Source organism: Streptomyces erythrochromogenes, from assembly GCF_040684695.1.
Classification (GTDB): domain Bacteria; phylum Actinomycetota; class Actinomycetes; order Streptomycetales; family Streptomycetaceae; genus Streptomyces; species Streptomyces erythrochromogenes_C.
In genome coordinates this window covers 93,287-109,614 of record NZ_JBFBGM010000016.1, presented here as the reverse complement: position 1 = coordinate 109,614, position 16,328 = coordinate 93,287, and the positions used below count along the sequence as shown (strand labels likewise).

The window sequence follows — 16,328 nt, the reverse complement described above, 5'->3', positions numbered from 1 at the left end:
CCGGACGATGTACAAGATCTTCTTCAACCTGGTCTTCAAGCGGATGGACCCGGAGGCCGCCCACTACACGGCCTTCCGCTGGATCCGCCTCGCGGCCCGCACGCCCGTGCTGCGCACCTTCGTGGCGGCCGCCCTGGCGCCCCGCTACAAGGAGCTGCGCACCGAGGCCCTGGGCCTGCGCATGCACGGCCCCTTCGGCCTCGCGGCCGGCTTCGACAAGAACGCCGTCGCCATCGACGGCATGTCGATGCTCGGCTTCGACCACGTCGAGATCGGCACGGTCACCGCCCAGGCGCAGCCCGGCAACCCCAAGAAGCGGCTCTTCCGGCTCGTCCCGGACCGCGCCCTGATCAACCGCATGGGCTTCAACAACGAGGGCTCGGCGGCCGTCGCGGACCGCCTGGCGGCCCGCGAGGCGGTCTTCCGCACCACCGTCGGCGTCAACATCGGCAAGACGAAGGTCGTGCCCGAGGAGGAGGCCGTGGGGGACTACGTCACCTCCACCGAGCGCCTCGCCCGCCACGCCGACTACCTCGTCGTCAACGTCTCCTCCCCGAACACCCCCGGCCTGCGCAACCTCCAGGCCACCGAATCGCTGCGCCCGCTGCTGACGGCCGTGCGCGAGGCCGCGGACCGCACCGTGACCGACCGCCGAGTCCCCCTGCTCGTCAAGATCGCCCCCGACCTCGCGGACGAGGACGTCGACGCCGTCGCCGACCTGGCCCTGGAGCTCGGCCTCGACGGCATCATCGCCACGAACACCACCATCGCCCGCGAGGGCCTCGGCCTGAAGTCCGCCCCGTCCCTGGTCAAGGAGACCGGCGGGCTCTCCGGCGCACCCGTCAAGGAGCGCTCCCTGGAGGTCCTGCGCCGCCTGTACGCCCGCGTGGGCGACCGTCTGGTGCTGGTGGGCGTCGGTGGCATCGAGAACGCCGAGGACGCCTGGCAGCGGATCCTGGCCGGCGCCACGCTGATCCAGGGCTACAGCGCCTTCATCTACGAGGGCCCCTTCTACGCCCGCGCCATCCACAAGGGCCTGGCCGCGCGCCTGGCCGCCAGCCCGTACGCGACCCTCGCCGACGCGGTGGGCGCCGAGACCCGAAAGGCCGCACAGTGACCCTCACCCCGTTCGGCACCCGCCTGCGCGCCGCCATGGACTCCCGCGGCCCGCTCTGCGTGGGCATCGACCCGCACGCCGCCCTGCTGGCGCAGTGGGGCCTGAAGGACGACATCGCGGGCCTGGAGCGCTTCTCCCGCACGGTCGTCGAGGCGCTCGCGGAGTCGGTGGCGGTCTTCAAGCCGCAGGCCGCCTTCTTCGAGCGGTTCGGCTCCAAGGGCGTCGCCGTCCTGGAACGGACCGTCGCGGACGCCCGGGCGGCCGGGACCCTGGTCGTCATGGACGCCAAGCGCGGCGACATCGGCTCGACGATGGCCGCGTACGCCTCCGCCTTCCTCGACCCGGCCTCGCCGCTGTTCTCCGACGCCCTGACGGTGTCCCCGTACCTGGGCTACGGCTCCCTCGCCCCGGCGGTCGAGCTGGCGCGCGCGTCGGGCGCCGGCCTGTTCGTCCTGGCCCTGACCTCGAACCCGGAGGGCGCCGAGGTCCAGCGGGCGGTCCGCGAGGACGGCCGGACCATCGGGGCCACGATGCTGGCGCACCTGGCCGCGGAGAACGCGGACGCCTCCCCGATGGGTTCCTTCGGCGCGGTGGTCGGCGCCACCCTGGGCGATCTGTCCTCCTTCGACCTGGACATCAACGGGCCGCTCCTGGCCCCCGGCATCGGCGCGCAGGGCGCGACCGCGGCGGACCTGCCGGCGGTCTTCGGCAAGGCCGTGCGCAACGTGGTCCCGAACGTCTCGCGCGGTGTCCTGAAGCACGGTCCGGACGTGAACGCCCTTCGCGATTCGGCGCGGCGCTTCGCGGACGAGGTGCGCGAGGCCGTTTCCGCGTAAGGAGTGCCGCCGAGGGCGCCCGGGAGGGCTCCGCGGGACCCCTGTGCGACCCCTGGGGGACCCCGCTCCGCATCCGCGCGGAGCGGGGTCTCGCACTTTCTGACGAAATTCGAACGCTCATCACCGGACAAAACAGGGGTATTTTGTCCGTGATGTACGGTTCAGCGGAGGCTGACCAGGACTTTTCGTTCGTTCTCGCTGACTGGAGCGGTGTTGGCCGCTAGTCTCCGAGCAGAGTGAACGCGCAGCGAACGAGTTCCATCGCTGTTCGGGAGCTCGCCTGGTGTGGTGCCCTTGGGTTCCCCACCGGTCCGTATCCGACAGTTCGACATCCGAGGTGACGTAGGCGTGGCTCTTCCGCCCCTTACCCCTGAACAGCGCGCAGCCGCGCTCGAAAAGGCCGCCGCGGCTCGCCGGGAGCGGGCCGAGGTGAAGAATCGACTCAAGCACTCCGGCGCCTCGCTCCAAGAGGTCATCAAGACGGGCCAGGAGAACGACGTCATCGGCAAGATGAAGGTCTCCGCCCTGCTGGAGTCCCTGCCTGGCGTGGGCAAGGTGCGCGCCAAGCAGATCATGGAGCGTCTCGGCATCTCCGAGTCCCGGCGTGTCCGAGGTCTCGGTTCCAACCAGATCGCCTCTCTGGAGCGCGAGTTCGGCAGCACCGGCGCCTGAGGCGTCGCCTGGCGTTCTCCCGGTGTTCTCAGGCAGTCCTGGGAACCTGGATAATCGCTCTATGGCAGCAGAGGTTCGTCCGCGGCTGACCGTGCTCTCCGGCCCCTCAGGGGTCGGCAAGAGCACGGTCGTCGCGCATATGCGCAAGGTTCACCCCGAGGTATGGCTCTCGGTGTCGGCCACCACCCGCAAGCCGCGGCCCGGTGAGCGACACGGAGTCCAGTACTTCTTCGTCAACGACGACGAGTTCGACAAGCTGATCGCCAACGGCGAGCTGCTGGAGTGGGCCGAGTTCGCGGGCAACCGCTACGGCACACCGCGCGGCGCGGTGCTGGAGCGCCTGGAAAACGGCGAGCCCGTACTGCTGGAGATCGACCTCCAGGGCGCACGGCTCGTCCGCGAGTCCATGCCCGAGGCCCAGCTGGTCTTCCTCGCCCCGCCGAGCTGGGACGAGCTGGTCCGCCGGCTCACCGGCCGGGGCACCGAATCGGCCGAGGTGATCGAGCGCCGGCTCGGCGCCGCCAAGATCGAACTCGCTGCCGAGTCGGAGTTCGACGTCACCCTGGTCAACACCTCCGTCGAGGACGTGGCACGTGAGCTGCTAGCCTTGATGGAAGTTGTCTGAATCGTCGGTCGATCTTCACCGAACCGCCCGACCACAGACGGCCCAATCTTTCATCCATCTTCGGAAGGTAGAGCGTGTCCTCTTCCATCACTGCGCCCGAGGGCATCATCAACCCGCCGATCGACGAGCTGCTCGAGGCCACGGACTCGAAGTACAGCCTCGTGATCTACGCGGCCAAGCGCGCGCGTCAGATCAACGCGTACTACTCGCAGCTCGGTGAGGGCCTGCTCGAGTACGTCGGCCCGCTGGTGGACACCCACGTCCACGAGAAGCCGCTTTCGATCGCGCTGCGCGAGATCAACGCGGGTCTGCTGACCTCCGAGGCCATCGAGGCCCCGGCCCAGTAAGGCACCGAGAAATTCCTTCACCACAGGCCCGGCAGAACATCTGCCGGGCCTGTGGTGTGTCATGGGTGGGTACGACGATCGGAGCCGGACGCGTCGGGCGCGCCGGACGAGTCGAGAAGTGTCAAAGGGGTGTGCGCGGATGGGTAAGCCGAAGGTCGTGCTGGGCGTCAGCGGCGGGATCGCCGCCTACAAGGCGTGCGAGCTGCTGCGCCGGCTGACCGAGTCCGGGCACGACGTGCGGGTGGTGCCCACGGCGGCCTCCCTGAACTTCGTCGGCGAGGCCACCTGGGCCGCCCTGTCCGGGAACCCGGCCTCCACCGAGGTGTGGGAGACCGTCCACGAGGTCCCGCACGTGCGCATCGGCCAGGGCGCGGACCTCGTCGTCGTCGCCCCGGCCACCGCCGACATGCTGGCCAAGGCCGCCCACGGGCTGGCCGACGACCTGCTCACGAACACGCTGCTCACCGCCCGCTGCCCGGTCGTCTTCGCCCCCGCGATGCACACCGAGATGTGGGAGCACCCCGCCACCCGGGAGAACGTGGCCACGCTGCGCCGACGCGGCGCCCTCGTCATCGAGCCCGCCGTGGGCCGGCTCACCGGCAAGGACACCGGCAAGGGGCGGCTGCCCGACCCCGAGGAGATCTTCGAGGTGTGCCGGCAGGTCCTGCGCCGCGGCGCGGCCGCCCCGGACCTCGCCGGGCGCCACGTCGTGATCAGCGCCGGCGGCACCCGCGAACCGCTCGACCCGGTGCGCTTCCTCGGCAACCGCTCCTCCGGCAAGCAGGGCTACGCGCTCGCCCGTACGGCCGTCGCCCGCGGGGCCCGGGTCACCCTGATCGCCGCCAACACCGCGCTGGCCGATCCCGCCGGGGTGGACGTCGTACGCGTGGGCACGGCCGTGCAGCTGCGCGAGGCCGTGCTCAAGGCCGCACCGGACGCCGACGTCGTGGTCATGGCCGCGGCCGTGGCCGACTTCCGGCCCGCCGAGTACGCCGGCGGAAAGATCAAGAAGAAGGACGGGGAGGACCCCGCTCCGGTCGCGCTCGTGCGCAACCCGGACGTCCTCGCCGAGATCTCCGCCGACCGCGCCCGCGAGGACCAGATCATCGTGGGCTTCGCCGCGGAGACCGACGACGTCCTCGACAACGGCCGCGCCAAGCTCCGCCGCAAGGGATGTGATCTTCTCGTCGTGAACGAGGTCGGAGAGGCCAGGACCTTTGGATCCGAGGAGAACGAGGCGGTCATCCTCTCCTCGGACGGGTCGGAAACTCCGGTGCCCTATGGTCCTAAGGAAGCCCTCGCGGAAGCGATTTGGGACCGGGTTACGCAGCGGTATACGCCGCGACGCGCCTGAGCCGATTCCCCTTCACTCGGTCACCTCCGTACGTAAGAATGGGAGTGCCGCAGGTCACACGGCTCCCACAAGGCGAGACGGATGGTCCGCGCAACGGTGGCGACCGATAAACTGCACCTGGAACGTGATCGGGCGCAGCCCCCGATGTGGTTCCGCCAAATGATCAGCCAGCAGCCGCTGCAACCCCAGGGAGCGTTGTGTCCCGTCGTCTGTTCACCTCGGAGTCCGTGACCGAGGGCCACCCCGACAAGATCGCTGACCAGATCAGCGACACGATCCTCGATGCACTTCTCACCGAGGACCCGACCTCGCGCGTCGCCGTGGAGACCCTCATCACCACGGGTCTCGTGCACATCGCGGGTGAGGTGACGACGAAGGCCTACGCGCCGATCGCGCAGCTCGTCCGGGAGAAGATCCTCGAGATCGGCTACGACTCCTCGAAGAAGGGCTTCGACGGCGCCTCCTGCGGCGTGTCGGTGTCCATCGGCGCCCAGTCCCCGGACATCGCGCAGGGCGTCGACACCGCCTACGAGAAGCGCGTCGAGGGCGACGAGGACGAGCTCGACAAGCAGGGTGCCGGCGACCAGGGCCTGATGTTCGGCTACGCCTGCGACGAGACCCCCGAGCTCATGCCGCTGCCGATCCACATCGCGCACCGCCTCTCGCGCCGCCTGTCCGAGGTCCGCAAGAACGGGACCATCCCGTACCTGCGCCCCGACGGCAAGACCCAGGTCACCATCGAGTACGACGGCGACAAGGCCGTCCGCCTCGACACGGTCGTGGTCTCCTCGCAGCACGCCTCCGACATCGACCTCGACTCGCTGCTCGCGCCCGACATCCGCGAGTTCGTCGTCGAGCACGTCCTGGCCCAGCTCGTCGAGGACGGCATCAAGCTCGACACCGAGGGCTACCGCCTCCTCGTGAACCCGACCGGCCGCTTCGAGATCGGCGGCCCGATGGGCGACGCCGGCCTGACCGGTCGCAAGATCATCATCGACACCTACGGCGGCATGGCCCGCCACGGCGGCGGTGCCTTCTCCGGCAAGGACCCGTCCAAGGTCGACCGCTCCGCCGCCTACGCCATGCGCTGGGTCGCCAAGAACGTGGTCGCCGCCGGCCTCGCCTCGCGCTGCGAGGTCCAGGTCGCGTACGCCATCGGCAAGGCCGAGCCCGTCGGTCTCTTCGTCGAGACCTTCGGCACCGCCAAGGTCGAGACGCAGAAGATCGAGGACGCGATCGGCGAGGTCTTCGACCTGCGCCCGGCCGCGATCATCCGCGACCTGGACCTGCTGCGCCCGATCTACGCCCAGACCGCCGCCTACGGCCACTTCGGCCGCGAGCTGCCGGACTTCACCTGGGAGCGCACCGACCGCGTGGACGCCCTGCGCGCCGCCGCCGGTCTGTAAGGATCAGCCGCGACGAGGCCCCGGACCGCACGGTCCGGGGCCTCGTCCGTATGCCCGCCTGTCAGATCAGTTTGGTAAGAATGCTGATGTGAGCAGCGCGAACGATTCCCCGCCGGAGCAGCTGGCGCTGATCCGGGAGATGGTCGCCGAGGCGAAGGCCAAGGCGCCCAAGGCGAAGCCGCGTACCTGGCGGGGGGCCGCCCTCGCCGAGGAGCTGCCCGTCGCCCGGGTCCTCGTGAACAAGGGCGTGCTCCACCTCGACCGGACCTTCGACTACGCCGTGCCCGCCGAGCTCTCCGAGGCCGCCCAGCCCGGTGTCCGCGTCCGCGTCCGCTTCGGCGCCGGCTCCCACCACGTCCGCGGTGGGCGCCGCGAGGGCGGCAGCCTCATCGACGGGTTCATCGTCGAGCGCCGCGCCGAGTCCGACTACAACGGGGCGCTCGCCGCCCTCGCCCAGGTGGTCTCGCCCGAGGTGGTCCTCGGCCCGGGCATGCTCGCCCTCGCCCGCGCCGTCGCCGACCGGTACGCCGGCAGCCTCGCCGACGTGCTCCAGCTCGCCCTGCCCCCGCGCAACGCCCGCGCCGAGGCCAAGCCCTCCCCGGAACCGCTGCCGCCGCCCGCCGCCCCCGAACCCGGCGGCTGGGAGCGGTACGGATCCGGGCCCGGCTTCCTGCGCGCCCTCGCCACCGGCGCCGCCCCGCGCGCCGTGTGGACCGCCCTGCCCGGCCCCGGCTGGGCCGACGAACTCGCCCGGGCCATGGCCGCCACCCTCGCCTCCGGCCGCGGCGCCCTCGCCGTGCTCCCCGACGGCCGGACCGCCGGCCGGCTCGACGCCGCCCTGACCGCCCTGCTCGGCGAGGGACGGCACGCCCTGCTGACCGCCGAGTCCGGCCCCGAGAAGCGCTACCGCCAGTGGCTCGCCGTCCACCGGGGCTCGGTCCGCGCCGTCATCGGCACCCGGGCCGCGATGTTCGCCCCCGTCCGCGACCTCGGACTGGTCGCCATCTGGGACGACGGCGACTCCAGCCACAGCGAGGACCGCGCCCCCTTCCCGCACGTCCGCGAGGTCCTCGAACTGCGCGCCGTCAGCGACGGCTGCGCGTTCCTGGCCGGCGGCACCAGCTGCACCGTGGAGGCCGCCCAGCTCGTCGAGTCCGGCTGGGCCCGCCCGCTCGTCGCGGCCCGCGAGACCGTACGGGCCACCGCGCCCCGCATCCGCACCGTCGGCGACGAACTCCTGGCCCGGGACGAGGCGGCCCGCGCCGCCCGGCTCCCCAGCCTGGCGTGGGAGACCGTACGGGAGGGGCTGAAGTCCGGACCCGTCCTCGTCCAGGTGCCCCGCCGCGGCTACGCGCCCCGGCTGGCGTGCGAGCGGTGCCGGACACCCGCCCGCTGCACCGCCTGCGCCGGCCCCCTGGAAGCCCCCGACGAGCGGGACCTGACCTGCGGCTGGTGCGGCCGCGGCGAGACGTCCTGGCACTGCGAGGAATGCGGGTCCTTCCGCCTGCGCGCCCAGGTCGTGGGCGCCCGGCGCACCGCCGAGGAACTGGGCCGGGCCTTCCCCGCCGTGCCCGTGCGCACCTCCGGCCGCGACCACGTCCTGGACGAGGTGCCGGACCGGCCGGCGCTCGTGGTGAGCACGCCCGGCGCCGAACCGGTGGCGACGGGCGCGGGCTACGCCGCGGCGCTGCTGCTCGACGGCTGGGCCATGCTGACCCGCCCCGACCTGCGGGCCGGCGAGGACGCGCTGCGGCGCTGGATCGCCGCGGCCTCCCTGGTCCGCGCGGACGGCCAGGTCGTGGTGGTCGCCGAGCCGACGCTGCGGCCCGTACAGGCCCTCGTCCGGTGGGACCCGGTGGGCCACGCCGTACGGGAGCTCGCGGAGCGGGCCCAGCTCGGCTTCCCGCCCGTCTCCCGGATGGCCGCGGTCGCCGGGCGGGGCGAAGCACTGGAGGCCTTCCTGGCCGGGGCCGGGCTGCCGGCCGACGCCGAGATCCTCGGCCCGGTGCCGCTGCCCGGACGGCGCGGGGAGCCCTCTCCCGGGGAGCGGGCCCTGGTCCGGGTCCCGCCCGGCAGCGGAGCCGCCCTGGCGGCCGCCCTGAAGTCCGCGCAGGCGGCGCGCCTGGCCCGCGGCGTCCCGGCGGCGGACGCGGTACGGGTCCGGATCGACCCGGCGGACATCGGCTGACGCCGCCGCGCTCGACGCCGTACCCCGAACACCGAAGCCCCGGCGGGGACCCGTACGGGCGTCCCCACCGGGGCGGAGTCGTGCGCTGCGGCCCGGGCCGGCCGGCCGTCGGGGGTCGGCGTCCCGGCGGCGGGACAGCGTCAGCCGTTGCGCGGACCGGGGAAGGCGGGGGCGACCGCGGGGGAGCGCGGAGCGTCTCCCAGGCTCCGTCCGGGAGGGCCGCCCGCGGCGGCCTGCGCCTCCTCGCGCACCGGCTGCGGCGGCACCGAACGGGCGGCCGGGACGGTCGGCAGCGGCCCCATGGTCCGGGTGGTCGTCCCCTCGGCCAGCGGCTCCGCGGCCTCCGCGGACTGCGCCCGCCGGGCACCGTAGCGGCGGTGCACCGCCTGCTTGGTGACACCCAGCGCCGAACCCACCGCGTCCCACGAGAAGCCGAGCGAGCGGTCGAAGTCCACCGCGGCGGTGACCAGCGTCTCCACGCTGTCCCGCAGCTCCTGGGCGAGGCGGACGGTGGGCGCGGGAGCCCGGCCGTAGACGACGAAACCCGTGGAGGGACCCGAGCGACGGGGGCGGTACACGTTGCCGAGCTGGGCGGTGAGCGTACGCAGGGCATCCACCTGCCGGCGAACCCGCTCGATGTCCCGCACCAGCAGGTGCAGGCTGGCCCGGGCTTGGGCGTCGTGGGTGGCGTGGTCGGCCATGAAGAAGCCTCTCGAACCGGTGCTGAAGGGCGGACCGGGCCGCAGACATCGTTCACACGCGGCCCGTTTCGGTCAATCTCTCTTGACCAACGCGCCACCCGTCGTGCAGGTCACGCTGTGGGGGCGTGTCGGCATATGCGAGTGGCGCGCGCGTGTACGCACGCCCCCTCGGCACCACAGGTGGGGCGTCCGGCTGACGCCCCATAGACTGGTGCGCTGCTGACAGCCGACATAGCGAGGTAGGACCCCCAGTGAAGCTCGTCTTCGCAGGCACCCCCGAGGTCGCCGTACCCGCCCTGGACGCCCTGATCGCCTCCGGGCGGCACGAGGTCGCGGCCGTCGTCACCCGGCCCGACGCACCGGCCGGCCGCGGCCGCCGGCTCGTCGCCAGCCCGGTCGCCGAACGCGCCGAAGAGGCCGGCATCGAGGTCCTCAAGCCCACCCGGCCGCGCGACCCCGAGTTCCAGGCCCGGCTGCGCGAGATCGACCCCGACTGCTGCCCGGTCGTCGCCTACGGGGCCATCCTCCCCAAGAGCGCCCTCGACATCCCGCGCAACGGCTGGGTCAACCTCCACTTCTCCCTGCTGCCGTCCTGGCGCGGCGCCGCCCCCGTCCAGCACTCGATCATGGCGGGCGACCAGCTCACCGGCGCCTCCACCTTCCAGATCGAGGAGGGCCTCGACTCGGGCCCGGTCTACGGCGTCCTCACCGAGGAGATCCGGCCGACCGACAACAGCGGCGACCTGCTCACCCGGCTCGCCTTCGCCGGCGCCGGACTCCTCGCCGCCACCATGGACGGCATCGAGGACGGCACCCTGCGCGCCGTCGCCCAGCCCCTCGACGGGATCTCCCTCGCGCCCAAGATCACGGTGGAGGACGCCCGGATCGACTGGACGGCCCCCGCCATGCGCGCCGACCGCGTCGTGCGCGGCTGCACGCCGGCCCCGGGCGCCTGGACCGTCTTCCGCGGGGAGCGGCTCAAGCTGATCTCCCTGGGCATGGTGGCCGACCGTACGGACCTGGAGCCGGGCGCGCTGTCCGCAGGCAAGAACAACGTCCACGTCGGCACGGGCTCGCACGCCGTCGAGCTGCTCTGGGTCCAGCCGCAGGGCAAGAAGCCGATGCGCGCCGCAGACTGGGCGCGCGGCGTGCGGATCGCCCCCGGCGAGCGGCTCGGCGGGACCGACGTAGGCTGATCGGAGCGGTGGTGCCGCAGGCCGCGGCACGTCCTCCCCGCACGTACCACCCGTAGCACTCGTAGCAGTCGTAGTACTCGTACATCCGGAGCACCTTTCTCGTGAGCGAACAGCCCCGCCAGCCCCGTCGCAAGCCCGCTCCCGCAGGAGCGGGCGGCAAGCAGGCCAAGCCGTACCGCCGGCCCCAGAAGGACCCTGTCCGGATGCTGGCCTTCGAGGTGCTGAGGGCGGTGGACGAACGCGACGCCTACGCCAACCTCGTCCTGCCGCCGCTGCTCAGGAAGGCCCGCCAGGACGAGAAGTTCGAGGCGCGCGACGCGGCGCTGGCCACCGAACTCGTCTACGGCACGCTGCGCCGCCAGGGCACGTACGACGCGGTCATCAAGGCCTGCATCGACCGCCCGCTGCGCGAGGTCGACCCGCCGGTCCTGGACGTCCTCTCCCTCGGCGCGCACCAGCTGCTGGGCACCCGCATCCCCACGCACGCCGCCGTCTCGGCGAGCGTGGAGCTGGCCCGGGTGGTGCTCGGGGACGGACGCGCCAAGTTCGTCAACGCCGTGCTCCGGAAGATCGCCGCGCACGACCTGGACGGCTGGCTGGAGCGGGTCGCGCCGCCGTACGAGGACGACGCCGAGGAACACCTCGCCATCTACCACTCCCACCCCAGGTGGGTCGTCAGCGCCCTGTGGGACGCGCTGGGCGGCGGGCGCGCCGGGATCGAGGACCTGCTGGAGGCCGACAACGAGCGGCCCGAGGTGACCCTGGTCGCGCGGCCCGGCCGGTCCACGCCCCAGGAGCTGCTGGAGGCGGTCGGCGAGGAGTCGGCGCTGCCCGGGCGCTGGTCGCCGTACGCCGTCCGGATGGCCGAGGGCGGCGAGCCGGGCGCGCTGGAGGCGGTGCGCGAGGGCCGCGCCGGCGTGCAGGACGAAGGCAGCCAGCTGGTGGCGATGGCCCTGGCGGCCGTGCCCGTCGAGGGCCGCGACGAGCGCTGGCTCGACGGCTGCGCCGGCCCGGGCGGCAAGGCGGCGCTGCTCGCGGCGCTCGCGGCCGAGCGCGGGGCGTTCCTGCTGGCTTCGGAGAAGCAGCCGCACCGGGCCCGGCTCGTGGAGCGGGCCCTCGCGGGCAACCCGGGCCCGTACCAGGTCATCACGGCGGACGGCACCCGCCCGGCCTGGCTGCCGGGCTCCTTCGACCGCGTCCTGATGGACGTGCCCTGCTCCGGCCTGGGCGCGCTGCGCCGCCGCCCCGAGGCCCGCTGGCGCCGCCGCCCGGAGGACCTGGAGGGCTTCGCGCCGCTCCAGCGCGGGCTGCTGCGGCAGGCGCTGTCGGCGGTGCGGGTCGGCGGTGTCGTCGGCTACGCGACGTGCTCGCCGCACCTGGCGGAGACCCGGGTCGTGGTGGAGGACGTCCTCAAGGGGCGCGGCGCCGGCAACGCGCCGGTGTCCGCCGAACTCATCGACGCCCGGCCGTTCATGGCGGGCGTCCCCGGTCTGGGCGACGGCCCGGACGTCCAGCTGTGGCCGCACCTGCACGGGACGGACGCGATGTACCTGGCCCTGCTGAGGCGCACGGCGTAGCCGCGCGCGGCCGCGCGTCGTACGGCCCGACACCCCCGCGACGACGTCAGGGACGGGCACATCAGCGATGCGCGGGCGGGAGCGCCTCACATCGCTACGCGCTCCTCGATCACGCGTCCGCAGCCCGTGCGGGGCCGGTCAGAGGCCGCAGAGGCCCGATGGCCTGCTCATGGGCGGCGTCTGCGGGCGGATCGGGGGAGGAAAAGCGTCGGATGACGGCTGAGGCGAACCCCATCCATGTCTGCGCGAGTGCGAGCCTCGGAAGGTCGCCGGATTGCCCCATGTGTCCCCTTTTGGGCGGGCGGTTGGGGTGTCACCCCGACCTTGTCGGGGGTTGGCATCGGCTGGGCCGATGGATCGCCCTCCCGCCCCTCGAATCCGCCCCTCCCAACCCCGAACGACCGCCGGACGCGGTCAGGGCGAAGCGCGTAGCGATCGATGGCGGCCTATGCCCAGCCCACGGGGCTCGCGGACGCCGCCGGACAGGAGCGCGTAGCGATCTGGCGCGCCCCGGGCTTTGCTCGTGCTGGACACCGCCCCGATGGTCTCGCGTCGCCCGGCTCGTTCTTTTGGGGTTTTCCGCCGGTCCTTCGTAGTTCCGGGGCGGGACGGGCGGTCAAGGGTGGCCGAAGGCCATCGCAACGCGACGCGACGCAGGAGCGCCCTTGAGGGACCGGCACGACCCGGAAAACCATCGGACAGACGGAAAACCCCCAGAACAACTCAGACCCCCGCCCGAGTGCATCCCGCTCCCCACGCCACCCCGCGCCTTCCGCCCCCGGAACCCCCCGACCCGCCGGGAGGGGTGGTGGTTCTTGGGGTGGGTGTGGCGTCGTTCCTTTTTAAGGAATGGTTAAATGTTGCCGAGTATTGTTTTAGAGGTGCTGCGTGAATCCTGACTTGCGGGGTCGTGGCCGGAACCGGCCGCAGGCATGGCAGGCTTGGGGCATGGCCGCTCAGATTTATCCCAGCATCCTGTCCGCCGACTTCGCCCGTCTCGCCGAGGAGGCGAAGGCCGTCGAGGGGGCCGACTGGCTGCATGTCGACGTCATGGACAACCACTTCGTCCCGAACCTCACCCTCGGCATGCCGGTCGTGGAGTCCTTGAGCCGCGCCACGGACATCCCGCTGGACCTGCACCTGATGATCGAGAACCCGGACCGCTGGGCCCCGCAGTACGTGGAGGCCGGCGCGGGCTCGGTCACCTTCCACGCCGAGGCCGCGGCGGCGCCCGTGCGCCTCGCGCGGGAGATCCGGGCCAAGGGGGCGCGGGCGTCCATGGCGCTCAAGCCCGCCACGCCGATCGAGCAGTACGAGGACATCCTCCCCGAGCTCGACATGCTGCTGATCATGACGGTCGAGCCGGGCTTCGGCGGCCAGCCCTTTCTCGACATCATGCTCCCCAAGATCCGCCGCACCCGGGAGCTGATCGCCAAGCACGGTCTGGAGCTGTGGCTCCAGGTCGACGGCGGGGTGTCGGCCTCGACCATCGAGCGCTGCGCCGAGGCCGGCGCGGACGTCTTCGTGGCGGGCAGCGCGGTCTACGGGGCGGTCGATCCGGCGGCCGCCGTCCGCACGCTGCGTGACCAGGCGGGCGCGGCGATCGCGGCGGCGCCGTGGGCTTGCGACCACTGAGCCAAGGGTTGATGAACAGCTCGGTGAACGGGAGCTGTCCAGGCTGATCAACGGCCGTCGGATCTGACAGGATGAACGGCGAGTCGAGAGTGTGAACACGAGAGTGTGAACAGCAGTGAGGAGAACGCGGTGTCTGCAATGTCGGCGGGACGGTCAGCCCTGCGGATGGGACCCGCGGAGCTGGTGCAGGCGGCGGCCATGGCCCGCCGCTTCTACCTGGAGGGCAAGTCCAAGATCCAGATCGCCGAGGAGTTCGGCGTGAGCCGCTTCAAGGTGGCCCGGGTCCTTGAGACCGCTCTCGAACGCGACCTCGTGCGCATCGAGATCCGGGTCCCGGCCGAGCTCGACGCGGAGCGGTCGGACGCTCTCCGGGCCCGGTACGGGCTCCGGCACGCCGTCGTGGTGGAGTCGCCCGCGGACGCCACCGAGGACGCCCCGGACCCGGAGAACCTGGGCGCCGTCGCCGCCGACCTGCTGGGCGAACTGGTCAGCGAGGGTGACGTGCTGGGCCTGGCGTGGGGCCGGTCCACCATCCACATGGCCGCCTCCCTGCACCGCCTGCCGCAGTGCACCGTGGTGCAGCTGACCGGCGTGTACGACGCGGGTACCGCGGAGCGCGGATCGGTCGAGGCCGTCCGCAGGGCCGCGCAGGTCTCGGGCGGCGACGCGCACCCGATCTACGCGCCCATGCTGCTGCCCGACCCGGCGACCGCGGCCGCGCTGCGCAGCCAGACCGGGATCGCCCGCGCCTTCGACTACTTCGACAAGGTGACGGTCGCGGCCGTCTCCATCGGCTCGTGGGAGCCGGGGATCTCGACCGTCCACGACATGCTGACGGACGAGGAGCGGGCCCACTACGCCTCGCTGGGCGTCGCGGCCGAGATGTCCGCCCACCTCTTCGACGCCGAGGGTCGGCGGGTCGGACGGGACCTCGGTGAGCGGTGCATCACGGTCGAGGCGGACCGGCTGCGCCGGATCCCCGAGGTCGTAGCGATCGCGGGCGGGCTGCGCAAGGCCTCCGCGATCGGCGCGGTGCTCCGGTCGGGGCTGGTGACCAGCCTGGTCACGGACACGGCGGTCGCCGACTACCTCCTGACCGAGTCGGCTCCGGGTCTGCGGCCGGCGCTGGACCGGGCCGACCCCGACGACCTGTAGGACCCCGGTACGGGGCCGCGGCGCCCTGGTGCATCGCTTCGCTCCCGTGCGCGCTCCGGAGCGGGTTCGGCGCGGACGGGCGCCCGGTCCGGGGTGCCGGTGTTGCGGATGGTGCCCGGATCGAGATCCGAAGGGCCGCCGCGCGGCGGCCCGCGGGCGCATACTGAATCCAATGACAAAATCAGCAGTTCCTCGCCGCCATTTGCCGTCCAGCCCGTTCAAGGCCCCCGTGGAGCAGCCCATCCGGCAGTTCAGCGTCGGCGATCGGGTCACTCACGACGAGCACGGCCTCGGCCGTGTCGTCGGAATCGAGGAGGGGATCGCCGTTCTCGTCGACTTCGGTTCGGTCCAGAAGCGCATCCTGAGTCCCTACAGCAAGATGGCCGTGCTCTGACACGACCGAGCGATTCGCGGGCGAATCGGATATTTGGCACCATCGGCGCATGATCTTCCGGAACGTGCCCCGATGGCTGCTGCGTTCACTGGGGGCCGTGTTCCTCTGTGTCGCGCTCGTCGCGACGGCGGGGTGTGGTGCGCAGAAACCCGGCCCCGCCGTCGCCAGCGGCAGCGCGGAGTTCAGTACGGCTCCCAGCGGGGCCGCCAGCGCGGCCCCCGACGCCGCTCCGGGCTGGGCCCGGGGGATGGACGTCGTACGGGCCGATGCGCTGCCGCGGGAGGCGCGAGACGTCCTCGCGCTCATCGACAGGGGCGGCCCGTACCCGTACCGCCAGGACGGCACCGTCTTCGGGAACTTCGAGAAGGTCCTGCCGCGCCAGAAGCGCGGCTACTACCACGAGTTCACGGTGCGTACCCCGGGGTCCCGGGACCGCGGGGCCCGGCGGATCGTGACGGGTGAGGGCGGGGAGTTCTACTACACGGACGACCACTACCAGACCTTCAAGGCGGTTCTCCGATGACCCTGCAACCGCAGCCGCTCGCCCCGGCTCTCGCCGCAGCCCGGGCCGCGGGCTGGACGACCGTACGGCTGGACCTGGACGGCGTACGGGACAAGGCCGGGCTGATGGTCCGGTGCGGGGAGGCCTTGCGGCTGCCGGAGTGGTTCGGCGGGAACTGGGACGCGTTGGTCGACGTCCTGCAGGACCTGTCCTGGTTGCCGGAGGCGCCGGGGCGGCTGGTCGCGGTGACCTCGTGGCAGGGGTACGCGGGGGCGCGGCCTGCGGAGTGGGAGACCTTCGTGGAGGTGCTGGGGGAGGCCGTGGACTTCTGGCGGGAGGCGGGGGAAGGGGAGCCCGGGCTCACGGTGGTGCTGGCCGAGCCGGATCCGGAGCCGGAGCCCGAGCCGGGAGCCGGGCGTGGCCGGGCCGCCGGGGCTCCGCCCCGGACCCCGCGCCTCAAACGCCGGCGGGGCTGAAATACGCGGGGCTCCGCCCCGGACCCCGCGCCTCAAGCGCCGGCGGGGCTGAGAGAGTGGGGCTCCGCCCCGGACCCCGGGCCTCGAACGCCGGCGGGGCTGGAGGGTGCGGCCGGGCTGGAGGTGTGGGGTGCTCGGGGCGGCGGG

16 protein-coding genes are annotated in these 16,328 nt (G+C 72.8%); 15 read left to right on the top strand and 1 reads right to left on the bottom strand.

The features are described 5' to 3' along the window. The first annotated feature begins 7 nt into the window (after positions 1-7). The 8 genes from AB0O53_RS23335 to AB0O53_RS23300 all read left to right on the top strand — a co-directional run bounded on the left by AB0O53_RS23335 (position 8) and on the right by AB0O53_RS23300 (position 8,545). Positions 8-1,117 (top strand): quinone-dependent dihydroorotate dehydrogenase, encoded by a 1,110-nt coding sequence (locus AB0O53_RS23335; RefSeq protein ID WP_350996725.1) that lies wholly within the window; start codon positions 8-10, stop codon positions 1,115-1,117. After that, entirely contained in the window at positions 1,114-1,953 is an 840-nt protein-coding gene (pyrF, locus tag AB0O53_RS23330) for an orotidine-5'-phosphate decarboxylase (RefSeq protein WP_350996728.1), read from the top strand. Before AB0O53_RS23335 ends, pyrF begins: the two co-directional genes overlap by 4 nt. 348 nt (positions 1,954-2,301) lie before the next feature. Continuing rightward, positions 2,302-2,625: an integration host factor gene (locus AB0O53_RS23325; RefSeq protein ID WP_030008746.1), complete on the top strand. Its 324-nt coding sequence runs from the start codon at positions 2,302-2,304 to the stop codon at positions 2,623-2,625. A 61-nt stretch (positions 2,626-2,686) separates the two neighbouring features. Next, complete coding sequence (gene gmk / locus AB0O53_RS23320) at positions 2,687-3,250, top strand: guanylate kinase (protein ID WP_136231544.1); 564 nt, start codon at positions 2,687-2,689, stop codon at positions 3,248-3,250. Between the two features lie 74 nt (positions 3,251-3,324). Next, positions 3,325-3,597 (top strand): DNA-directed RNA polymerase subunit omega, encoded by a 273-nt coding sequence (gene rpoZ, locus AB0O53_RS23315; RefSeq protein ID WP_004948662.1) that lies wholly within the window; start codon positions 3,325-3,327, stop codon positions 3,595-3,597. Between the two features lie 139 nt (positions 3,598-3,736). Continuing rightward, positions 3,737-4,951 carry a bifunctional phosphopantothenoylcysteine decarboxylase/phosphopantothenate--cysteine ligase CoaBC gene (coaBC, locus tag AB0O53_RS23310; protein WP_350996732.1) on the top strand — a complete coding sequence of 405 codons (1,215 nt, stop codon included), beginning with the start codon at positions 3,737-3,739 and terminating at the stop codon, positions 4,949-4,951. 197 nt (positions 4,952-5,148) lie between these two features. After that, positions 5,149-6,357: a methionine adenosyltransferase gene (metK, locus tag AB0O53_RS23305; protein ID WP_350996735.1), complete on the top strand. Its 1,209-nt coding sequence runs from the start codon at positions 5,149-5,151 to the stop codon at positions 6,355-6,357. Positions 6,358-6,445: 88 nt separating this feature from the next. After that, complete coding sequence (locus tag AB0O53_RS23300; RefSeq protein WP_350996738.1) at positions 6,446-8,545, top strand: primosomal protein N'; 2,100 nt, start codon at positions 6,446-6,448, stop codon at positions 8,543-8,545. Between the two features lie 140 nt (positions 8,546-8,685). Here AB0O53_RS23300 and AB0O53_RS23295 read toward each other — a convergent pair whose 3' ends face one another. Continuing rightward, positions 8,686-9,246 carry a hypothetical protein gene (locus tag AB0O53_RS23295; RefSeq protein WP_350996740.1) on the bottom strand — a complete coding sequence of 187 codons (561 nt, stop codon included), beginning with the start codon at positions 9,244-9,246 and terminating at the stop codon, positions 8,686-8,688. A 251-nt stretch (positions 9,247-9,497) separates the two neighbouring features. Here AB0O53_RS23295 and fmt point away from each other — a divergent pair, with 251 nt between their 5' ends. The 7 genes from fmt (at position 9,498) to AB0O53_RS23260 (ending at position 16,181) form a co-directional block, all read left to right on the top strand. After that, positions 9,498-10,442, top strand: a complete 945-nt coding sequence (gene fmt / locus AB0O53_RS23290) for a methionyl-tRNA formyltransferase (RefSeq protein ID WP_359121329.1) — start codon at positions 9,498-9,500, stop codon at positions 10,440-10,442. A gap of 101 nt (positions 10,443-10,543) precedes the next feature. After that, a complete protein-coding gene (locus AB0O53_RS23285; protein WP_350996745.1) occupies positions 10,544-12,019 on the top strand; it encodes an RsmB/NOP family class I SAM-dependent RNA methyltransferase in 1,476 nt (491 codons plus the stop codon). Positions 12,020-12,967: 948 nt separating this feature from the next. Then, positions 12,968-13,654 (top strand): ribulose-phosphate 3-epimerase, encoded by a 687-nt coding sequence (gene rpe / locus AB0O53_RS23280; protein ID WP_030036653.1) that lies wholly within the window; start codon positions 12,968-12,970, stop codon positions 13,652-13,654. A gap of 138 nt (positions 13,655-13,792) precedes the next feature. Continuing rightward, positions 13,793-14,809, top strand: a complete 1,017-nt coding sequence (locus tag AB0O53_RS23275) for a sugar-binding transcriptional regulator (RefSeq protein WP_030841494.1) — start codon at positions 13,793-13,795, stop codon at positions 14,807-14,809. Positions 14,810-14,981: 172 nt separating this feature from the next. Beyond that, positions 14,982-15,203, top strand: coding sequence for a CarD family transcriptional regulator (locus AB0O53_RS23270; RefSeq protein ID WP_350996748.1), 222 nt, complete (start codon positions 14,982-14,984; stop codon positions 15,201-15,203). A gap of 49 nt (positions 15,204-15,252) precedes the next feature. Beyond that, positions 15,253-15,726 carry a guanyl-specific ribonuclease gene (locus tag AB0O53_RS23265; protein ID WP_350996750.1) on the top strand — a complete coding sequence of 158 codons (474 nt, stop codon included), beginning with the start codon at positions 15,253-15,255 and terminating at the stop codon, positions 15,724-15,726. Beyond that, positions 15,723-16,181 carry a barstar family protein gene (locus AB0O53_RS23260; RefSeq protein ID WP_365197973.1) on the top strand — a complete coding sequence of 153 codons (459 nt, stop codon included), beginning with the start codon at positions 15,723-15,725 and terminating at the stop codon, positions 16,179-16,181. The genes AB0O53_RS23265 and AB0O53_RS23260 overlap by 4 nt, the downstream gene beginning before the upstream one ends. The last annotated feature ends 147 nt before the right edge of the window (positions 16,182-16,328 follow it).

Excerpts from the sequence above, each read along its gene's own strand:
- AB0O53_RS23275 (WP_030841494.1), top strand. The coding sequence starts at position 13,793 with ATGTCGGCGGGACGGTCAGCCCTGCGGATGGGACCCGCGGAGCTGGTG.
- AB0O53_RS23295 (WP_350996740.1), bottom strand. The coding sequence starts at position 9,246 with ATGGCCGACCACGCCACCCACGACGCCCAAGCCCGGGCCAGCCTGCAC.
- AB0O53_RS23335 (WP_350996725.1), top strand. The coding sequence starts at position 8 with ATGTACAAGATCTTCTTCAACCTGGTCTTCAAGCGGATGGACCCGGAG.
- rpe (WP_030036653.1), top strand. The coding sequence starts at position 12,968 with ATGGCCGCTCAGATTTATCCCAGCATCCTGTCCGCCGACTTCGCCCGT.
- coaBC (WP_350996732.1), top strand. The coding sequence starts at position 3,737 with ATGGGTAAGCCGAAGGTCGTGCTGGGCGTCAGCGGCGGGATCGCCGCC.
- AB0O53_RS23270 (WP_350996748.1), top strand. The coding sequence starts at position 14,982 with ATGACAAAATCAGCAGTTCCTCGCCGCCATTTGCCGTCCAGCCCGTTC.
- AB0O53_RS23260 (WP_365197973.1), top strand. The coding sequence starts at position 15,723 with ATGACCCTGCAACCGCAGCCGCTCGCCCCGGCTCTCGCCGCAGCCCGG.
- gmk (WP_136231544.1), top strand. The coding sequence starts at position 2,687 with ATGGCAGCAGAGGTTCGTCCGCGGCTGACCGTGCTCTCCGGCCCCTCA.
- AB0O53_RS23265 (WP_350996750.1), top strand. The coding sequence starts at position 15,253 with ATGATCTTCCGGAACGTGCCCCGATGGCTGCTGCGTTCACTGGGGGCC.